Origin of the sequence: Mycolicibacterium baixiangningiae (assembly GCF_016313185.1) — a bacterium.
GTDB classification, from domain to species: Bacteria; Actinomycetota; Actinomycetes; order Mycobacteriales; family Mycobacteriaceae; genus Mycobacterium; species Mycobacterium baixiangningiae.
This window is the reverse complement of record NZ_CP066218.1, coordinates 993,076-1,011,510: the sequence shown is the minus strand read 5'-3', so window position 1 is coordinate 1,011,510 and position 18,435 is coordinate 993,076. Positions and strand designations below refer to the sequence as shown.

The 18,435-nt window shown below is 64.9% G+C and carries 15 protein-coding genes and 4 pseudogenes; 10 read left to right on the top strand and 9 right to left on the bottom strand.

All coding sequences use genetic code 11. From position 1 onward, the window contains the following. Positions 1–225 precede the first annotated feature (225 nt). Positions 226–309, top strand: a pseudogene (locus I7X18_RS29480) (transposase); the annotation flags it as partial. Here the strand turns inward: I7X18_RS29480 and I7X18_RS04730 are convergent. The 4 genes and pseudogenes from I7X18_RS04730 to I7X18_RS04715 all read right to left on the bottom strand — a co-directional run. Then, positions 306–686, bottom strand: a pseudogene (locus I7X18_RS04730) (PIN domain-containing protein); the annotation flags it as partial. The pseudogenes I7X18_RS29480 and I7X18_RS04730 overlap by 4 nt on opposite strands. Before the next feature lie 419 nt (positions 687–1,105). Continuing rightward, a pseudogene (locus tag I7X18_RS04725) lies at positions 1,106–1,405 on the bottom strand (type II toxin-antitoxin system VapC family toxin); the annotation flags it as partial. Positions 1,406–1,633: 228 nt separating this feature from the next. Next, positions 1,634–2,389, bottom strand: coding sequence for an SseB family protein (locus I7X18_RS04720; RefSeq protein WP_193044320.1), 756 nt, complete (start codon positions 2,387–2,389; stop codon positions 1,634–1,636). 154 nt (positions 2,390–2,543) lie between these two features. Continuing rightward, positions 2,544–3,635 carry a hypothetical protein gene (locus I7X18_RS04715; protein WP_193044321.1) on the bottom strand — a complete coding sequence of 364 codons (1,092 nt, stop codon included), beginning with the start codon at positions 3,633–3,635 and terminating at the stop codon, positions 2,544–2,546. Here I7X18_RS04715 and I7X18_RS04710 point away from each other — a divergent pair. Then, the gene (locus I7X18_RS04710) at positions 3,619–4,749 is read left to right on the top strand and encodes a DUF2293 domain-containing protein (protein WP_226862919.1); all 1,131 of its coding nucleotides are present in this window, start codon (positions 3,619–3,621) and stop codon (positions 4,747–4,749) included. The genes I7X18_RS04715 and I7X18_RS04710 overlap by 17 nt on opposite strands. A 43-nt stretch (positions 4,750–4,792) precedes the next feature. Then, entirely contained in the window at positions 4,793–5,782 is a 990-nt protein-coding gene (locus I7X18_RS04705; protein ID WP_226862920.1) for a DUF6880 family protein, read from the top strand. 5 nt (positions 5,783–5,787) lie between these two features. On the opposite strand, the pseudogene I7X18_RS04700 reads toward I7X18_RS04705, so the two are convergent. Beyond that, positions 5,788–6,567: pseudogene (locus tag I7X18_RS04700) on the bottom strand (mechanosensitive ion channel family protein). A 141-nt stretch (positions 6,568–6,708) separates the two neighbouring features. Between I7X18_RS04700 and I7X18_RS04695 the strand changes: the two are divergent. From I7X18_RS04695 to I7X18_RS04685, 3 genes are read left to right on the top strand one after another with little or no spacing between them, the layout of a single operon-like run. Further along, positions 6,709–7,023, top strand: coding sequence for a type VII secretion target (locus I7X18_RS04695; RefSeq protein WP_193044322.1), 315 nt, complete (start codon positions 6,709–6,711; stop codon positions 7,021–7,023). Positions 7,024–7,032: 9 nt separating this feature from the next. Next, complete coding sequence (locus I7X18_RS04690) at positions 7,033–8,796, top strand: WXG100 family type VII secretion target (protein ID WP_193044323.1); 1,764 nt, start codon at positions 7,033–7,035, stop codon at positions 8,794–8,796. Beyond that, positions 8,796–9,224: a hypothetical protein gene (locus I7X18_RS04685; protein ID WP_193044324.1), complete on the top strand. Its 429-nt coding sequence runs from the start codon at positions 8,796–8,798 to the stop codon at positions 9,222–9,224. Before I7X18_RS04690 ends, I7X18_RS04685 begins: the two co-directional genes overlap by 1 nt. A gap of 371 nt (positions 9,225–9,595) precedes the next feature. On the opposite strand, the gene I7X18_RS04680 is transcribed toward I7X18_RS04685, so the two are convergent. Beyond that, the gene (locus I7X18_RS04680; protein WP_193044325.1) at positions 9,596–10,357 is read right to left on the bottom strand and encodes an SseB family protein; all 762 of its coding nucleotides are present in this window, start codon (positions 10,355–10,357) and stop codon (positions 9,596–9,598) included. Positions 10,358–10,720: 363 nt separating this feature from the next. Here I7X18_RS04680 and I7X18_RS04675 point away from each other — a divergent pair, with 363 nt between their 5' ends. Continuing rightward, positions 10,721–11,974 (top strand): hypothetical protein, encoded by a 1,254-nt coding sequence (locus I7X18_RS04675; RefSeq protein WP_193044326.1) that lies wholly within the window; start codon positions 10,721–10,723, stop codon positions 11,972–11,974. 7 nt (positions 11,975–11,981) lie between these two features. Here the strand turns inward: I7X18_RS04675 and I7X18_RS04670 are convergent, their stop codons facing one another. Next, positions 11,982–12,743 carry a ribonuclease T2 family protein gene (locus I7X18_RS04670; RefSeq protein ID WP_193044327.1) on the bottom strand — a complete coding sequence of 254 codons (762 nt, stop codon included), beginning with the start codon at positions 12,741–12,743 and terminating at the stop codon, positions 11,982–11,984. Between the two features lie 115 nt (positions 12,744–12,858). On the opposite strand from I7X18_RS04670, the gene I7X18_RS29475 reads away from it, so the two are divergent. From I7X18_RS29475 to I7X18_RS04660, 3 genes are read left to right on the top strand one after another with little or no spacing between them, the layout of a single operon-like run. Continuing rightward, positions 12,859–13,134: a hypothetical protein gene (locus I7X18_RS29475; RefSeq protein ID WP_226862921.1), complete on the top strand. Its 276-nt coding sequence runs from the start codon at positions 12,859–12,861 to the stop codon at positions 13,132–13,134. Positions 13,135–13,149: 15 nt separating this feature from the next. Continuing rightward, positions 13,150–14,955 (top strand): hypothetical protein, encoded by a 1,806-nt coding sequence (locus tag I7X18_RS04665; protein WP_226862922.1) that lies wholly within the window; start codon positions 13,150–13,152, stop codon positions 14,953–14,955. Continuing rightward, positions 14,945–16,279: an RNA-dependent RNA polymerase family protein gene (locus I7X18_RS04660; RefSeq protein ID WP_193044328.1), complete on the top strand. Its 1,335-nt coding sequence runs from the start codon at positions 14,945–14,947 to the stop codon at positions 16,277–16,279. Before I7X18_RS04665 ends, I7X18_RS04660 begins: the two co-directional genes overlap by 11 nt. A 436-nt stretch (positions 16,280–16,715) precedes the next feature. Here the strand turns inward: I7X18_RS04660 and I7X18_RS04655 are convergent, their stop codons facing one another. Next, on the bottom strand, positions 16,716–17,147 hold the full coding sequence (locus I7X18_RS04655) for a hypothetical protein (RefSeq protein ID WP_193044329.1): 432 nt from the start codon (positions 17,145–17,147) through the stop codon (positions 16,716–16,718). Beyond that, on the bottom strand, positions 17,140–18,042 hold the full coding sequence (locus tag I7X18_RS04650; RefSeq protein ID WP_226862923.1) for a hypothetical protein: 903 nt from the start codon (positions 18,040–18,042) through the stop codon (positions 17,140–17,142). Before I7X18_RS04650 ends, I7X18_RS04655 begins: the two co-directional genes overlap by 8 nt. Positions 18,043–18,435: the final 393 nt, after the last annotated feature.

Below are 18,435 nucleotides of genomic sequence, written 5' to 3'. Positions count from 1 at the left end.
AGCACCTAAGTCGGTCCAACCGAATGACGCTAGCGTCCGCCCCTGCTGCCAGTGCGCCAAGGGAGCCGACCGGGGTGCGACCGCGTAGCGGTATCCGAATGGGTACTGACCACCGCCTGCGCCACCGTGCTCGAAGCGGATTCCGTTTCGTCTCGCTGCCCTGAACGAATCGATGTTGTAGAGCAAGAGATTCTCGATGTCAGCGTTCAGTGGCTTGTCCCCGAAGAACGTCGCCTGACCACGGTGGTCGCCACCTGCTACCTGCTGGGGGTCTCCACCCGGCGGATGGACAAACTCGTCGAGACTCTAGCGCGCGCATCTCGGGTGAACAGCACGGCACCGCGTTCACGAGCCGCCAAGGCGACAAGCCCGTCATAGGTCGCGCCCCCGGCGATTCCTCGGCGGGCGAACTCGCGGTGGGTGTTCCGCGCGGCCCGGGCGCCGAGTTGAAAGGATTCGGGGAAGTTCTCATCGATCAGTGCGACCGCGTCACTAGGGCTGACGCGAGCATCGGCAGGCAGACGGGTGAGCACTGAATAAGTTTCGGCCAGCGCGTGCCCGCTGAGCCCAAGAGACCGCGCCTTGGCCCACTTCGCGATCAGGGTGTGTTGCGGGTGCGAGGTCACGAGGAGGGGCACTGCGACGCTGGTATCGACCACCGTCACCGTCACCGGCGCCGGCGTCACCGCCGTCCCGAATCGATGAGGGCGAACATCATCTCATCGGTGACGACCGTATCCGCCCTGGCTACCAGGCGCCCGTCCTCATCGCGCTCGAGTCGAGCCGTCCGCCCTCCGGGAATGACGTGCAGCCCACCGCCATACGCTGAGATATCCACCTTGGATCCGGGAGTCAGACCCAACGCGTCACGCAACTGCTTGGGGCAGGACTATTCGACCACCGGAGTCAATGACAGCCTCCATGGGACTAGGCTACCAGTGGAATCCCATCGCTATTTGCGCCTTCACCATTGCCCTCATCGGCGGACTCGTGCACAGATCTTGGATCCTCACAGGGTGGCGCGTGCGGTTAGATCAGGGTCGGAGACGGGCGGCCCCAAGCATTCCGGCGGACCGCGGGCTGCCTGTTCGCGCGACAGACCGACTCAGATGATCACGTCAGCAAAAGGCCAAGCACGTGCCAGCGTCTGGTCCGTCGTCAGCAACGTCAGACCAGCGGTATCTGCCAGCTCGACGTAGAGCGCATCGGCCAGTCGGAGTGTGTCGCGGCGCGCCCACGCTCCGACCGCCACGGGAGTGAGATTGTGCCGAGTCACCGGTGCCCGCCGGAGTTCGCCAAGTGCTGTATCGACCTCCACGACGGTGAGCGCACCGCCGCGCTGCAGTCGCCCAAGTGCCGAAAGCACCTCCGCATCGAAGTGGGCTGGTGCATGCATCACCGTCCGCTACCTTTGGAAGAGTTGGCCGCGGAGGTTAGCTCGAGCCCAAGACCAGCGTCGAACAACTTCAGTGGGTTCGCGACAATATCGCGAAACACTACAAAGCGGCGCACGCTGGAATCCGCGAAACGTAAAACATCGCTAACGCAGCGCGGCCAGCGGGAACGACAATTTTTCTTCGGAGCGCCGAGTCGTCGGCCGGCACATCGCTGAAAGCTCGACGCGATAGTGCACCTACTCGTCGTCCCAAATGTCGGCTAAGGAAAACGCAACTGATGGCCCGGCGGGGTTTATCACGATCCCGTCATAGCCGTCCCTGCGAACCATTTCGAGCACCGCAGACGTGCTCAGTGCAAAGAAGCCATCCGATGCATTGGAAGCGACGGCCTCGGGCGCGCTGGTAAAGGCGACCAGGGCCGGCGAGCCATCTGCCAAGGTCATCCATCGAACCCTCACCTTGCCCGGCTCGGTTGCCTCGTTCGCAGCCAGCAGCAGCGGGCCGTCCGCAAAGAGCAACTGCAGGACATCACTTCTGTCGGCATGACCGGCATCCAGGGCGGCTAGCACTGTCTTCAGCGGCTCGTTGTTCGGATTACGCAAGGCAAAGTCAATGTCGGAGGCCGACAACGCACACGTCGGGCCCGCGGGATCGATATAGAGCCAGGCATCCTGTTGCTGCCGCGCCAACTCCAGTGCGCCGCGCGCAGGCGTAACCATCGACTGGGTTTCAGTGCCCGGCGGATACAGGCGATCAATTTCCTCTTGGCGCGTGAAGGCGAACAACGCCCGACCGCCGCCCGGGCCAGTGCCGCCGCGGATCTGGATCCGAGATCCTCGGGGAAACGAACCGTCCACTGGCACATCTGATCCTGTGAGGCCGAAGAGGAGTTCTCCGTACATGCACGACCGAAGCACCTCGAGCAGGCGCCGCTGGTCAGGCTGGGCCGCGAACTCATCGACAGCTCGACGGACGGTCTCATTGTCGACCAATCCCGTGATGTCGGTCCACCTCCCCCGGAACCACTGCCTTCCGCAATCGGACCAACTGAGTTTGCCCCACTTCCAGGGGCGAGCCCCTCACCAAACGGAACCGAGGGGTTCGGAGCCTTCGCTCAGCACTGCTCGCTGATAGCCCAGGCGCAGTTCATCGATGACGTCCAGCGCCTCCGCGGTCAGATCGTCGCGGACCCCGGCACGCCCATGCGCGAACGGGACATAGGCCTTGAGCAGATCGGGCACCTCGAGGGCGCTGTACGACGCCGACAGTCGGTCCGTACTCGCTGATGTATGGCCGCTGCAGCAGATTCCGTAGTCGGTCGGCACTCCATCGCAACGGATCTCCGGTGCCGCTGTCGGCACAGTCCGAGAGCAGTTCTCGGCCGTCCATGTTGTCGAAGGGTGCGCCGGCCGAGGTGGTAAAGAACTCTTCGATCACCTCCTCGCGCAGTTGCTCCTCAGCCTCTGAGGGGCGTGGTCGTTGTCCGCCTTCGGGGAGGTGGCGGGTCACCGCGCGCACCAGCGGCCGGCAGTCCGGCCACATGGCTGTCGGACGTATCGGCAGCAGGTCGCTCTGTCTCATGCCGTGTTCGAGGCAGGCGCGCGCATCGGCGAGGTCGAGCGGCTCCACGGCGTAGTCACGTTCGCCGAGTCGCCGCTTCGCGTCGGTAAGGACGTCCTCCACCGCGGTGGGCGCGAAGGCTGCGTCGACGATCTCGGACAGCTCGCCGTGCGCGAGGAGCGCCACGCAGGTGAGATCCCATTTCCCGATGCGACAGCCGATGAAGAGATGGTCGTCGTCGCCGAGAACATGGATCATCCGCACAGCGGTATGTACGCGCACGTCGGACAGCTCCGCCGCGAGGCCCGACAGCCCGTCACGTCGGGCAGCGAGCTCACCGCGGCAGGCGTCGCGCAGCTGCTCGTCGTCGACCAGTTCGGCCAGTGCCGCCAGCACCGCGTCAGCGCCGGGTCCGGGCGTCGCCACGAGGTTGGAGACGAGATACGGGATGTCCATCGACTCACGAGGTTCGGCGTCGAGCACCCACCGGTGCGGTGTGGCGTGCTCCACCTCCTTGCTGAAGAAGCCGAGCAGTCCCAACGGATGCCCCGAGATCAACCGTTGGAAGATGTCCTCCGTGGCCGGCTCCTCGCCGGCGGATCGTGTTTCGAGCCTCCTCCTGCGCCGGGCCTCACGCCTGGCCCTTTTCACTTTGCGTCGAATGCGTCCATCGCTCATGTACAAGACGGTATGGGCGAGGACTGACAAACAGACTCGGCAACCGACCGGGCGAACTGTCGGGCCGCGGACCTACGCTGGCGATGTCACGGCACGTCTGGAAACCCGCATCGCACACATCGCCGAGGCCGCGCTGGCCGAACGGCAATTCGTCACGCCCATCGACGTTCTGATCGGCCTGGGCTGGCTCACCCAGCCCCACGTCGATCGGTGGCTCACCGGCCGCGTCGCCGCGCTCGGGCTGTGCGTCGCGGTTGACTCCGACAAGACTGCCGCCGCCCTGGCGGCCCTGTCGGCGTGGGCGCACGACCGCGGGCTCAAACCGTGGGATACCGACTACGGCGACCATTCGTTCACCACCGGCGTTGACGCCGATGCCGAGCGCGCATTCCGCACCCGTTGGGCCGTCAGTGAGCAACCCGCCCCGGCCCTGCCGCGACACCGTCCCCGCGGGCTCACCGTCGAGGAGGTCGAGTATGCATGGACCTGTGATTCCTGCGGCGGTTCGGGCGATCTGCTGCTTACGACCACAACCGGCATCTCCTGTCTGGATTGCGCCGATCTGGGCCACCTCGTCTTCCTTCCCTCCGGTGACGCCGCTTTGACCCGTCGGACCGCGAATGCAAGCCGACTGTCCGCCGTGGTCGTCCAATGGAGCCGGCGCCGTAATCGCTATGAACGACAGGGCATTTTGGCCGAATCCGACGCCATCGAGGTGGCCGCGCGACAGTGCCTCGAGGACGCCGACGCCCGGGCGTTGCGCCGACAACGCGACCAGCTGCGTCGAGAGGTCGTCGACGAGAAGTTCCGCGGCGACTTCGCCGAAGCCATCCGGATGCACTTCCCAGGCTGCCCTTCCACACGCGCCGAGGCCGTCGCCTATCACGCAGCCCTACGCGGCAGCGGACGCGTCGGGCGCCGCGCCGCCGGCCGCGCTCTGGATCCGGACGCGATACGGCTCGCGGTCACCGCCTCGGTCCGCCACGTCGACACCGAGTACGACGACCTGCTGATGGCGGGGGTCGACCGCGACGACGCGCGCGACCGCGTGCGTTTGCGGGTCGAGGAGGTCCTCGCGGCGTGGAGGGGCGGGCTCAGCGTGCTTGACGGGTGACAAGCCCGCGCACCCAGTCGGGCGCATCGCGCATCATGACGAGGTGAGTTCTCTCGCCGATACGGTTCTACCCCTGATTCGAACCCGGGCTGACGTGTGGCGGTGGAAGGTCGCCAACGCGCACGGAGCCCAGATGCACGAAGCGGTGGCGATCCTGCAGCAGGCCACGCATGACCACGACCCCGCTGAAGTGCTGGCCGTGACCCAGCGGGCCATCGCGTCAGCACTGAAGGTGATCATGCGCGCCGACGACTCCAGCGGCATCATCGGCGACGCGTGCCGCGACCTACTCGATCTCCATCCGATTGCCGCCGCCAAGGCACGCCCGCCGGCGAACAAACTCATCACGTGGATGATGAAATTCCAGTTCGTAGACGAGTGCGACTACTTCACGATCGATCCGGTCGCCTACGCCTCCGCGCTCGGCCCGGCGGGGATCGCCGCCTACCGCGCCAAACTCGACGAACACGCCGCGACACTCGCGCCGCGACCGCCGGACGATCAGCCGTTCTCGTCGCCGGGCTCGGGGGCGTGGTTCACCCTGAACTGGAATGCCCGGCGGCTGGCCGTGTTCGATCGTGACGTCGACGCGATCATCCGCACCCACGCCCGAGACCGACGGGTCGCCGCGTGGCTCACGGATACCGCGGTAGCCCTCATGGAGATCGACGAGGTCGACGCGGCGATCGACTGGGCGAAGCAGGCCACCGACTTCGACAACGGCCACCAGTCACAGCGTGCCGCGGAGTACTGGTGCGAGCTGCTCGCCGAGCACCGACCAGACGAACTGCTCGGAGCGCGGGCCGACGTGTTTCATCGCTGGCCGTCCTCGACCACTGCGGGCCGCCTCTACCGAGATGCCGGCGCGTTGTGGACCGAGTACGAGGCGGAGGTGATCGAGCGGCTGTCATCGCATCCGCGGGAGGCGGTGCTGTTCGCGCAACTTTCCCTGAAAGACATTCCGTTTCGTTCGGCCGATGAGCCTCATCCCGATGATTGCGGTCGGTGCGGTGAAACGCCGCCTGGGGAGTGACGGACTCACTCGTCGGGGACCGCGTATACGCGAGGTGTCCGGATCGGCAGCTCGATCCCGTTCTCGTCGAAGGCGCGCAGGATGTCGCGACGCAGTCGTCGCTGCACCGATCACTGCGCATTGGGGCGAGTCTTGATCGTCATCCGTAACGTCAGCAGGTCGGGCGATACGTCCTGCACCCCGAGCATCTCGGGACTACCGAGCACCTTCGCGGCCAACTCGGGATCCTCCAGCGCTTCCTCGGCGGCTTGCACCGCCACCGTTTCAGCCTGGTCGACGTTGGCGGTCAAGGCGACCGGCAACTCCACCCGAGCCACCGCGTAGTCCTGGCTCATATTGCCGACACGCGCGATCTCACCGTTGCGGACGTACCAGAGGGTGCCGTCGATATCGCGCACGGTGGTGACCCGGAGACCGACGCTTTCCACCTCGCCGACCGCTTCGCCGAGGTCGACGTTGTCCCCTACCCCGTATTGATCTTCCAAGAGCATGAATACGCCCGTGACGAAATCGCGCACCAGGTTCTGTGCGCCGAAACCGATCGCCAAGCCGACGATGCCGGCAGAGGCGATGAATGGCGCGATGTTGACCCCGACCACGTTGAGCACGCTTAACAAGAGCCAAATCAACATCACGATCGACACCGTCGATTTGAGCACCGACCCGATGGTCTGCGCGCGCTGCCTTCGCCGTTCGGCGGCTTTGATGACGCTATCGGCACGATCGCGTCGACTGCGGAATTTGCGTTTGTAAGCAACTCGACGACGTGGACCATCTAGGGCCATCCCCGGCTCGGCGGACAGCTTCGTTTCGCGGTTCGCGTGCAGAACGGTCTGCAGGCTTTCAGGTTTTCCTGAACCAATTTGCCGCCTCGGCACACGCCGTAGCGGTGTTAGTGTGCGGCTAACAGGCGAAAGGGGGGCACGGTGTCGCATCCGCATGAGCCGCTGAAGACCGATCCGACAGAGCTACGCATTACCGCGGACCATCTCGACGGTCAGGCCAGCGGATTCCGAACAGCGCATCACGCAGCACAATCCCGCGCGAGCAAAGCCGCCCTCGGGTCAGGGTCCGCAGCTGCTGCGTTGCCGGGAATGCTGGCAGCCTGGGAAGCCGACGGTGCGAAGTTCGGCGGAACTTTCGCCAAGCACGCGCAAGGACACCGCGACGCGGCGGACGCCTATCTGAGCACCGATGCCGGCAGCGCAGACCGAATCGACAATGCGGGTTCCGCGCCCTGAGTTGATCGCATGGCACTGAACCTCAGCGAGCTCAAGCAGTGGCCGCCGGAGATCGCCGACTTGGCGCAATCAGCGCGGGACGCTGTCGCGAACCACACCGACGCCGCTGACTTTTATCGCTCGTTGGTCACGGTGTCCACGTGGGAGGGGCAGGGTGCGCAGGCGGCCCGGTCCGCGATGGAGGCCACGGCGAGCGATCACGACGCGGTGGCCGAAAGCCTGGGCGCCGCGGCGAGCCGGATGGAACTTGTCCACCAGGACGCCGAGGATCTCGCCGAGACCATAAGGCGCATCCTCGACGACGCCGCCGCCCAACCGGCGGTGACCATCAACGAGACCACCAACCAGGTGATCCCGCCCGACACCGGACACATGACAGACGAGTACGCCGCGAAGGTCGCGGCCAAAGTCACCGATCTACAGGCGCGCATCGCGATCGTACTTGCCGACGGCGAGCGAATAGACGCCGAACTGGCAGGTGCAATCACCGCGGCCAGCGGGGGCGCAGAGCCGGTGGTGAAGTCGGCAGGATCGCTGGAGGATCTGCTGCTCCCCCAGGACGGCGAGCAGCGTAAGTCCACACCCGACAGCCTCGACAGCGCACTGGATCAGCTCACCGGAGAATCCGGCGACGGTGCCGCGTCAACAAAGCCGGGCGGGCCCGAAGGCAGCCCCACCGCCGGGCCTACGCCGATGGACCCCGCCAAGGTCCAGCAGTTCAAAGAACTTGCGCGACAAACGATGCTGCGTGACGGTGTGCCGCCCGAGGAGATCGAGCAGCGACTCGATGCGATCGTCGCTGCAGGGCAGAAGCCACTACCCGCTGCCAGGCCGACCGAGAGCGGGCCGAAGCCACCGCCCAGCTTCGCCGACGGGTTCGCCGACGGCTGGTTCAACACCGAGGAAGGCATCAAAGACCTCATCGGAGCCAACGGATCAGAGGACCTCAAAGGCGCCTGGACCGACCTGGTCACGGGCAGCTGGGAACGAGTCACCAACCCGATCGACTCCTTGACCGAGGAAGTCGAGCACCTGACGAAGTACCCCGAGCACTATCTGGGGGAGGTGGCCGGCGGCACGGCCATCACTGCGCCGGGTGCCGTTTTCGGGGGTGAAGCCGCCCTCGCGGCCCGCGGCGTGGGGGCGGGCATCCCCGAAGACATCCTTCATACGCCAGGCGGCACAGACACATTCGACAACCCGACTTCACTCGGCCCCGCAACGGGCGATCACTCGCCACCTGCCGTCTGGGATTACTCTGACGGCTACTCGCCTGACGCTCCCCGATTGGCATCGAGTCTCAACGACGCCTTCGTGAACGGGCAGCCGACAGTTGACCTTGCGCGCGAACTCGCAGACCTCTCGACGCACCGCATGCCGAGCCCGACCGTCGACGCGGGCAACGCGGACCGCGTGGTCCTGGGCAAGTGGGCCGGACAGGAAGATGGATACATAGGTGAAGCCAGGAACAACGGGGGTATCTACTACGACACAGGACCCGACACTTGGAGCGCTATCGGTCACGCCCTCAGCAACCAGGAGGCCGATGCGCTCGGTTGGCAGGTAAACGAGCAATTCCTCAAAGCTCAGATGGAGATCGGTGTTGCGCGCTTCGACTATGTCGTTCAAGGTACGAGGTTTTCGTCGGTAGAAGACGTGGTTCGCACTGACCCAAATTCGTTCTCCGCGAGGGAGATAAAGTACCTGATGCAAAACGCACCGGCATACGGATATGAGCGGATCGGCAACTCGTGGGTGAGAGTAGGAAGTTGATGAATACTGCGAATGACTTTACAGAAGAAGTGCAATCCGTAGTCGGCCCACTCTTATCCGACCTCGGGTTCACGCTAGATAGTGCCAATGTTGATGTCGACGAAGGCGGCAGATTTGGTTCTGTCGTCTATTACGTATCCGCGGATTGCAGGATCCAGATTTACCAATCGTCCCGCGAGGGCAGCGTGAACTGCATGATCGCACCGCTAGATGCGCGAAACGAGTTCGGTCCGCGAGACAAATCTTCGAAGTGGCAGTACTTAACCAGGTTCTCCCCGATGCCTGACGTACCCCTGGAAGTGCTGATCGAGGCTGTGAGTTTCGACCCGAAGACCACTGCCGAAGAACTGCACTGGGTTCGAGACAATATCTTGAAGTATTACGAAACAGCGCACGCCGGGATCCTGGAAGCCTATGGAAACCCCTGACGCTTATTTCACGATTTTGTTATAGATGGTATTCCGAGTCCGCCGAACAAGTGACTGGAGCATTCGATGAGCTCGAATGTCCCTGGACCGACATAGCTCTGACGCACGTGGGAACGAGTCAGCAACGCCAGCGACTCGTTTAACCGGCTCTTCGCGAATCAGGATAAACCAAGGGCTGCGGATATTCCGCGCCGTTTATTCGCGTCGGTGATCATGAGGTCGGCCCTCGTTCGACGAGGCTTTGCCGACCAGAGCCGACGGGCGTAATCGGTATCGAGCCTGGCCTGGTGGACCGCGAGCGGACACGTACTCGACCGCGGTGGCGGACTTGTATGCAGCCATGGAAACCGGTTACTTCGCCCGAGCGACGCTTACGCGCTGTTCCCAATTTCATTTCTTGCGTATGAGATTGAGGGACCGGCGGGATTGATAACGATTGCGCTGTAGCCGTCCCTGCGAACCATCTCCAGCACCTCGTGCGCGGTGAGAGCGACGACAGCATCCGACGGGTTGAACGCAACGACCTCTGGCGCGCTCGTGAAACCGACCAGGGCAGTCGAGCCGTCGGCCAACGCCATAGAGCGAGCGACCACCTTGCCCGCGACGGACTTCTCGTCCGCACCCAGCAGTATCGGGCCGTCGTCCACAAGAACTCGCAGGACATCTCCCCTGTCGGCGTGACCTGTATCCAGCGCGGCGAGCGCCGTCTTCAAAGGCTCGTTGTTCGGATTACGCAAGGCGAAATCGATATCAGCGGCCGACAGCGCACACGTTGGCCCCGCAGGATCGATATAGAGCCAGGCATCGCGTTGTTGCCGCGCCATCCCCAATGCGCCCGCAGCCGGCGTCACCATCGACTGAGTGTGAGTATCCGGCGCATACAGGCGGGCAATTTCCTCCTGCCGCGTGAATGCGAACAGCGCCCGACCGCCACCTGGGCCCGTGCCACCACGGATTTGGAGCCGAGATCCGCCGGGGAACGAACCGTCTACTGGCGCATCTGATCCAGTGACGTCGAAGAGAAGTTCGCCGTACATGCACGACCGAAGCACTTCGAGCGCACGCCGCTGGTCAGGATGGGCCGCGAACTCACCGACGGCTCGACGGACGATCACATTGTCGACCAACTCCATGATTCGGACCACCTTTCCAGCGAATTGGCGTGCAAGCAGGCTCCTGCACGTTGCGCCACTGACGGAGCGCATGGGGTGTCGATGAGAGGTTGGAACGGAGTGGGGTCTAACGCGTGCTGCGCATATCGTGGGCTAGTTCGGGCGATACGACGAGCCGGCTGCAAACCTGCTGGGTCGAACGCGTGCTGTCCAGCGCCCTCACAGATCCAGCGTATGGGCTCCGCGCTGCTTCCATACACACCAATTGCACGTACGGAATTTCCCCTCTTATGTTTGCCAGCCGGGGAGAAGCGGCAACTTAGCACTGGGAGCGCGGCCAATTGGCGGCGACACAGCCTTGGCAGGCCACGCGAGAGGGCGACGATGGCGGACGAAGAGCTCACCACGGCAGTAGACGAGACGGACAACCTGCCTACAACCTCCGAAGCAGCTCCCGGCGAAGTGGTGGTGTCTACGCAGCCGGAAGGGCTCCTGGTCGGCGGGGAGCCCGAGGCCGTCGAGTCCTACCTGCAACGGCTCACCGAGAACGCCGGCTACGCCATCCAGACCGTCGGGCTCGACAAGGCATCGCTGGGCAATGCCACCGGCCTGGCCGCCGGGGCCGCATCGCTTCTTGGGGAATCCGCCAAGTTCGTCCAACTGCACCCCGACAGCGTCAGAGCAGTGCGGAAGGGTCAGCTGATCCCCGGAACGGACGGCTTCTTCCGCATGACAACTCGGGGTGCGGACAAGAAGTTCGTCAGCCAGCTGCAGTGGAAGCCGACGGACGTCAATCCGGCCAAGCTCATGTCTGCCCAGATGCTCGCCGTCCAACGCGTCGAGAGCAAGGTCGAGGAAGTGCTCCGCCTCGCCCAGGCCAGCCGGTCCGGGGACGTCCTCGGGGATCGCCTGTCGCTCGAACGCATGGTCAACTATCTCGAGAAGCACGGGGCGTTCTCGGATACCGACTGGGATTGGATTTCGAGCATCGGGCCGGGCTTGAACCGGACGGTCGAGCAGTTACGGCAACACGCCCTCGCCACACTCAAGACCTTCGACCCGTCACGACCGATCCAGGATCGCGCCGAGTTCGTCGTCAACGCGGTTGAGAACCAGCAGCTGGGCGAGACGCTGAGCTTGCTCGTCGTCGCCGAGGAGTCGTTGTTCCAGTGGCAGCGGCTGCGCATCGCCCGCGTGGAAGCGACCGAGCCGCAACACCTTCAGAAGGTGCTCGACGACGCGCGTGAGCTGCTCGCCCATCAGATGGCCGCCGACGGAGAGCTGTATCGACGGGCGCAGACCGTTCTCGACGCCGTCGCGAGAACCGAAGCGATCGACGGCTTCCGCTTCTGGTCGGTCCAAGGCCTGACACGAGACCTGCCGAAGCTGCGCGAGGATCTGGATCGGTTCGCCCACGCCCGTCGCGCGCAAGCGCTGGAGTGGTCCGAGATCGATGCACCGACGCCGAAGGAGGCGCTGCAAGCCGCCGCCGACAAGGCCTCCGTCGCGGCGACGCAGGCACTCGGAGTCGCCACCGAGGGGTACACCGCGGTCAGCAACTTCCTCTCGAAGACGACAGGGGAAGGGTCGAAGTTGTTCGGCAAGCGACGATCCCGCGGTCAGCCGGACGAGGAGTAACCGGCCCTCACGGCACGCTGCCGTGCCGGCACTGCAACGCCATCGGCGGCGCGTCGCCGAGCAGCGTGCCCAGCGACGCCAGCTCCTCCCCGTCGCGCAACCCGACGACCGGAGGTAGCGACAGCCGCACCTCGACGATCACCGTTCCCTCACCGGACGCCGTCCGGCACCCGAACCCCACCCGCTCCCCTGCCCCCGCGCCGAACGCCTCGTCGACGCGCGCCCGGACGGCGGCCAACGTCAACCGGCCCCCGGCCGCGTCGCGCAGCACCGGATCGAGGACCGTGCGGGCCTCGTCGGTCAACGCAGCCCCATCGCCGAAGTAGGTGTCCGGCGAGACACCCGCACACGTGCCGTGGGTGTACCACTCGTGGTGCATCAGCGAGTCCGTGTTGACGGTCGTCGAACCCAGTTGGTCACGGACGTCGTCCGCCACCTGCACCGCCGGCAGCGCTGATTCGCGATCGCGAAACTCCTGTGGCACACCGCAATACTGACGGTCGCGTGGCTGCGGCCACAGACCGTGCAGGACAAGCGTCGACCCCTTCTTGGCGACCTCACCGGACTCACACGCCGCGTTTTCCGGTTCGGCGATGCAGAAGCTGGGCGCCCAGGTGAGCACCAGCCAACTGGAGGCGGCGCCGTCGGATACCAGCGCAGACGGGTTGGGTGTCCGGTCGAGGGCAGTCACGCTGTAGGTGACAGCAGCGACGACAATCGCGGCCAGCGCCGCGGAAATCGACAATACGGCTACGTCGCCTCGCCGCATGGTGCACCCTTTCACCAGTGAACGCAGCGGGTAGCCAGCTGCACGGCAACAGCCTTCCACAGCAACGCGTTAGTATTGCGCGATCGACGACGAAAGGTGCTGCGGACGTGCGTGCGTGGCCGGGTACGTCGCGGTGAACGACATCGACCGCTGGTTCCAACGCACCGGGCGCCGAGAGCCCCGCACGGTGTCCCTGTACGGCTGCCTGCTCACCGGCAGGATGTTCGAGTACTTCCGCTACCGCCTGCGTTACGCGCTGCTGGTCGACGGCGCGACGTTCGTCGTCCACGTCGCCGAGTTCCTGATCATCCTCACCAGCCTCGGCGGACTCGCGGCGTTCACGGTGATGATCCTGCGCGTCGGCAGCCTAATCGTCAGCGGCGCCTGGTGAGGACTGCTCGAGGTGATGCGCGAACGCCTCCGCGGACTCTCGCTGACCCGCGACCGGGACGCCGTCGAGCGCGAGATCAGCAGCTGGCTGGTGCTGTCGCTGATCGTGGCGACGGGCGTGGCCGTCGCGGGTGCGGCGGTGGCGTTGTCGCTGCTCCCCTCCACCGACGACCCGCTCGGCCTGCTGTATGCCCTCCTGGTCGTCCTCGAGCTCGCGCTGCGAATGCCGGTGCGGGTCTTGCATTCCGGGATGTACGCGACCCGGCGGGTCTACCGGCCACTGTGGACGCTGTTCGCCCCGACCGCGGTGCAGATGGTGGTCATCGGCGCCGGGGTGTTCTTCTACCCCACCGCGGCCGTGGTCGTGGCGATCATCGTCTCCAACGCGCTGTCGATCTGGATCACCGTCCACTTCACCCTGCGCCTCTACCGCCTCAACGGCGTCTCACCGCATCCCCGGACGGCGCGGTCACTGCGGGACCGGCTGCCGAGAATCCCCGTCCGGCAGGGATTCGACGCCACGGTGGCCGGATTGGGCCTACGGCTCGATGCGATCGCCGTGCTCGCGATCGCCGGGATCTACGGCACCAGTACCCGGTCCTTCGACCTGACCGCCGGGTTCGAGGCGTGGCGCGACATCGACGCCTTCCAATTCTTCTACCTGGTGTTGCCACTGCTGCGCGGCGCCTACGAGGCCACGGCGGTCTTCTACTTCGATTTCGTTCGGCTGCGGCGCATTTCGGCGCTGCGGGAGTACCGGGTGTGGTTCTTCCACCAGCTGCTGATCGTCACGCCGGTGGTCACCCTGTACTTCTGGGGGCTCGCCGTGATGCTGGGATTGTTCGTGCTTCCCGGCATTCCGTTCACGTTCCTGCTGGCGCTGCTGCCGTTGTTCATCGTGCGCAGCTTCATCGGCACCTACCAGATCCGGCTGTTCGCCGAGGGACAGTTCCGGGCGCTCAACTTCACCATCGCGTTCTCAGCCGTGCTGTTCGCCCTGGTGTGGATCGACGCGAATCCGTCCTCGGATCTCTTCGAGCTCACCGCCGCGATGATCACGCTGCTGATCGTGCACATCAACCTGCAGCACCTGCGCGATCGCATCCCGCCATCGCCCACCCAGCTGCCGCTCGGGGATTGGATCCGCGCACTGGCCGCCGAACCGGGGCCGGTGCGTGCGGGGACGATCACCGTCCCGGAGTGGATTCCGCAGCGGCAGCGGGCCGCGGCGATCGAACTCATGCGGAAAACGTTGACGGACAGCGGAAGTCTCGCCTTCTGCTCGGCGACGTCACTGGTGTTCTACGTGCGTTCGTCCTTCGGTCCGGACCGGCAGCCCCATCTCGAGGTGCAGACCGCCACCGGCGGCGCCGCCAACCGCGGCCAGTACTGGCGGGAACCGGCTCCGGACGGGCGCGCGGCGCTGGACCGAATCGTGACGGCGCAGTGGCTGAAAGGCATTGCAGGCGCGCCGCAGGAGCCGCAGAGCCCGGAATGCCTCGAGCCTCAGTTCCTCGAGATCTTCCCCGACGGGGTGGTGGCCGACCTGGACACCCGCGCGGGGGCGCAGGCCATGCGCACGCTCGACGACGACCTGGTGCAGGCGATCCTGCCGGCGGCCATGAAGAGCCTCGACGACGACGCGCTGGTGGTGTCGGTGGCCGGGCGCTGGCTGTCCCCGATCTTCCACGAGAACAAGGTCCGGATGATCTTCCTGCTGCCCTCGGATCCGGAGCCGGAGCAGTTCCAACGCTGGCTGCGAACACTGCGGGCGTGGCGCCTCGGCCAGTGGGACCGGGAGGCCGCCGTTCATGGCGCTTGAACCGGTCGATATCGACCAGTGCCTTATGGACCCGGCGACCTACGAGTCCACGATCCTGCGGATCTACGCTAAGCGCAACGAGCGGGGCATGGGATTCCACGACGTCGCCGACGGCGTCACGGATTTCGATGCGGCCGCCGATCGAAAGGCGTTGTCCCGCGCCATCGCCGCGACTATCGCCGACGGCAGCTACGAGCCGCAGCCGGTCGATCTGTGGTTCCTGGAGACCAACGGCAAGCGCCGCGCCGCTCACATGCCGGGGTTCGTCGATCACATCGTCGGTTCGGCGCTGTTCAAGCTGTTGTCGCACAACGCCCGCTGTTACGGCCTGCCGGGCGTGTATTCGTATCTGCCGGGTCTGACGAACGTGGGCGCGATGCGGGCGTTCGCGGCGTTCATCCGTGCCCATCGTGAGCGGGTCGGCCCGAGAGGCGGACCGCTGTACGTGCTGCAGTCGGATTTCGAGAAGTACGGCGACAACCTGCCGGTCGGGCCGGATGCCGCGCTGTGGAAGAGCCTGCGGGAAGTGGCGTCGCTCGGCAGCGCACGTGGTGAGATCAGCGGTAGTGCTTGGGGTTTGATCACTGCGCTGATCCGCCCGGTGGTGCGCGACGAGGACGGTGCCGAGTTCACCCGCCTCAACGGGGTTGCGATGGGGACGCCGCTGGTGCCGGTGCTCGGGAATCTGGCGGTGGTACCGATGGACCGGGCGATCACCGATATGGACGGGGTGTTCTACGCCCGCTACAACGACGACTTCATCGTTGCCCATGGGGATCTCGCTGCGCTCTATGAGGCGGACGCACGGATCGATGCGTTGGTTGCAGAGCTGGGTGTCAAGCGGAAGCTGAGCAAGGAGTTGCGCACGGCGCTGTCGGTGCATGGCCGGCGGTGCGAGGTTGACCCCACCTACCGTGGCAGGGACCGGATCGACTGCCTGGGGATGTCGGTGACGGCGGCCGGGACGGTGACGTTGGGCCCACATCGGTTGCGACGCTTCGTTGCTCGGATCGCGGCGCGGATCGACGCGTCATCACCGACGCTGGCGTCAATGACAGTGCGGGAGCGGGCCGGTCATTTGGTCGCGGCGACGAACGTGATGCTGGATGTCACGAGCCCGTTCGCGGTGGCGGGGTTGTCGGCACTGCTGGACACGGTGACCGACCGGGGGTCGCTGAAGGATCTGGACTACCGGATCGCGCGGAAGATCGCGCAGGCGGCGACGGGCACGGCGGGAGTGCGCGGCTTCCGGCAGTTGCCACCGGAGGTGCTGTACCGGGAGATGGGGCTGGTGTCGTTGGTCGCGCTGCGAAATGCGCAGTGAGCCTTGCGGATGTGCCCGACGCGCGGCTAGTTTGAGTCAGGCGCGGATCCCGCACGTGTGCGGTCACTGCGAGAGACCACAGAGGTTGCGGCTTTCGGTCTCTCTTTTTCGGCGTTTATCCCCGCGCCTCTAAATTTGGCGTGTGCCGCGGGGAAGACCGTCCCGATGTCGGACGACGCACTATCCGTTCTCGGCGTGGTGGCGGGCGCAAACCCGAGGCTTGGTCGAGCTGCTCATGGAGCCGTTGGTCAGCAGTGATTCGTACGTGCCGAGTTCCACAGGTCGGCGCATTAACCGACACCACTTGACGGCGCGGAGGCGTTTACCTACCGTCTACGCGACGGATCCACTGCACAAACTGAGAAGGCGGATCGACTATCTTTCCGCCAGTAGCTGCCAATCGCAAGGAGCGAGGGCTCAACAAGGACCAGACAGGTCACAACTCCCAAACCTGGTCCGGATCATCGAGAGCAGCCCGAATTTTGCTGAGGTCTCCAAGATCTGCGAGAGGTGAGGACTTAGCGATGTCCACGATGCCGCGCACCATGAGGCTGACTGTTTCTCCATCGTTCGCTTCGAGTGCGCCATCAAGCCGCTTGAAAAGTTCCTCGAAGTTCGACCGGCGCTCAGCGAACACCTGGGCGAAATAGTCCTTCAGTACCGATTCGGCGGCCTTAATGCGGGCGACTTCGGTGGTCTCATATGCCTGTAGCCGAGCCCGCTTGGTGCTTTCCACCTGGTGCACAGCGATGCATTCGCGCGCCGCCTCCACAATCTGGTTCAACGCATCGAAGCCCTGCAGCGGAGTGACCGCGTTCGCCGCTCGACCAACAACTTTGGCTGTGTGTGTCCTGACCGGCTCAGCCATTTGATTGCTCCTTAGTCATCGCGCGGTATCTCACCGTGAGTTCCGCGCTTTCCTCGGTCAAGTCACCGGCAGCATCGACAATTGGTGCTGCGGCCACGTCCCGCACCGCCATCGCCAAGGTCATGGCCCTCTGGAACCGATCTGCGTGTGCCTGTGCCTCGAACGGCTCGGATTCCAGCAGATCGAGCGCAGTAACCGCACGCTCACGCAGGTCACGCAGAACAGATCGCAACTCATGCGCTCGTGCGTCTACCGCCGCCATCTTTGTGTCGAACTCGTCGAGTTCAGCGATGCCGACCTCAACCTTTGAGCAGACTTCCTTCGCCTGCGTTAGCGCTTTGTCTCCCTGGGTGTGTGTGACAAATCCTGCGACTAGCAGTCCTGGTCCGATCGTCACGAAGTTGAGCGCTGCGGCGCCAAGCGCCATTCCGCCACCGCCCGCAGCCAGACTGCCCCCGCCGAGAAAGGCCATCGCCGCGTTAGTCGCAGCAGCCCCCGAAAGGCCTGAGATCGCCGCGCCAGTACTCGCCACTCCAAAGGTGCCCGCCGCGGCCGTAACCCCGGCGCCGGCGCCCAACCCCGCACCGACCGACCCCAGCGCTCCGGCAATCCACGACGCGGCATCAATGTCGAGGCTTGTAAGGCCAGTCACCCGATGTGTCGTCGCATCAATACCGTCAACCAGCAATCTTTCGTTTTCCCGGACTTGACGCTCGTTGCGGCGAAGGAACTCAACCATGCGCAGGAGGACATCAGTCAGCGCCTGCTTCTGGTCATCCCCGAGCTCCCTGAGTGACTCATTCGTAGCCGCGACAGCAGCTTCGCTTTGCTCTCTCCGAGGCTCGTAACGCTGTGTTGCTTCACTCCGCTGCGATTGAGCCTTCTTCAGGGCCATGGCGCCCCTACCGCCGAGTGCCAGCCCACCACTGCCCGTAACCGCTCCGACGGCAATCAGCGCTATCGGTATCAACGGCAAAACCATCGTCTACCCCCTCCCAAATCACGCCTCCGCCGAACAGTAGCGCGCCCCGCCTCGCCGATCCAGCTAACCTGAGATTCGGACGTGGCGGGGAAGATCCATCAGGTTGTTTGCGCGGGCGTGCTCGGCGCGAACTCTGACTCCGAGACAGTGGGACCAATTTTGGGCTCATCACCTAGCTTGCGAACCGCACGTGAGCAGTTGTGCGACCAATTGGCCGCGACGGCGCTGGACCCAGCGGCGGCGTCATTGGGTCAGGGCTGAAATTTCACCACCGTTCATGACGAGATCCCTTTCTGGTCAGCTGCG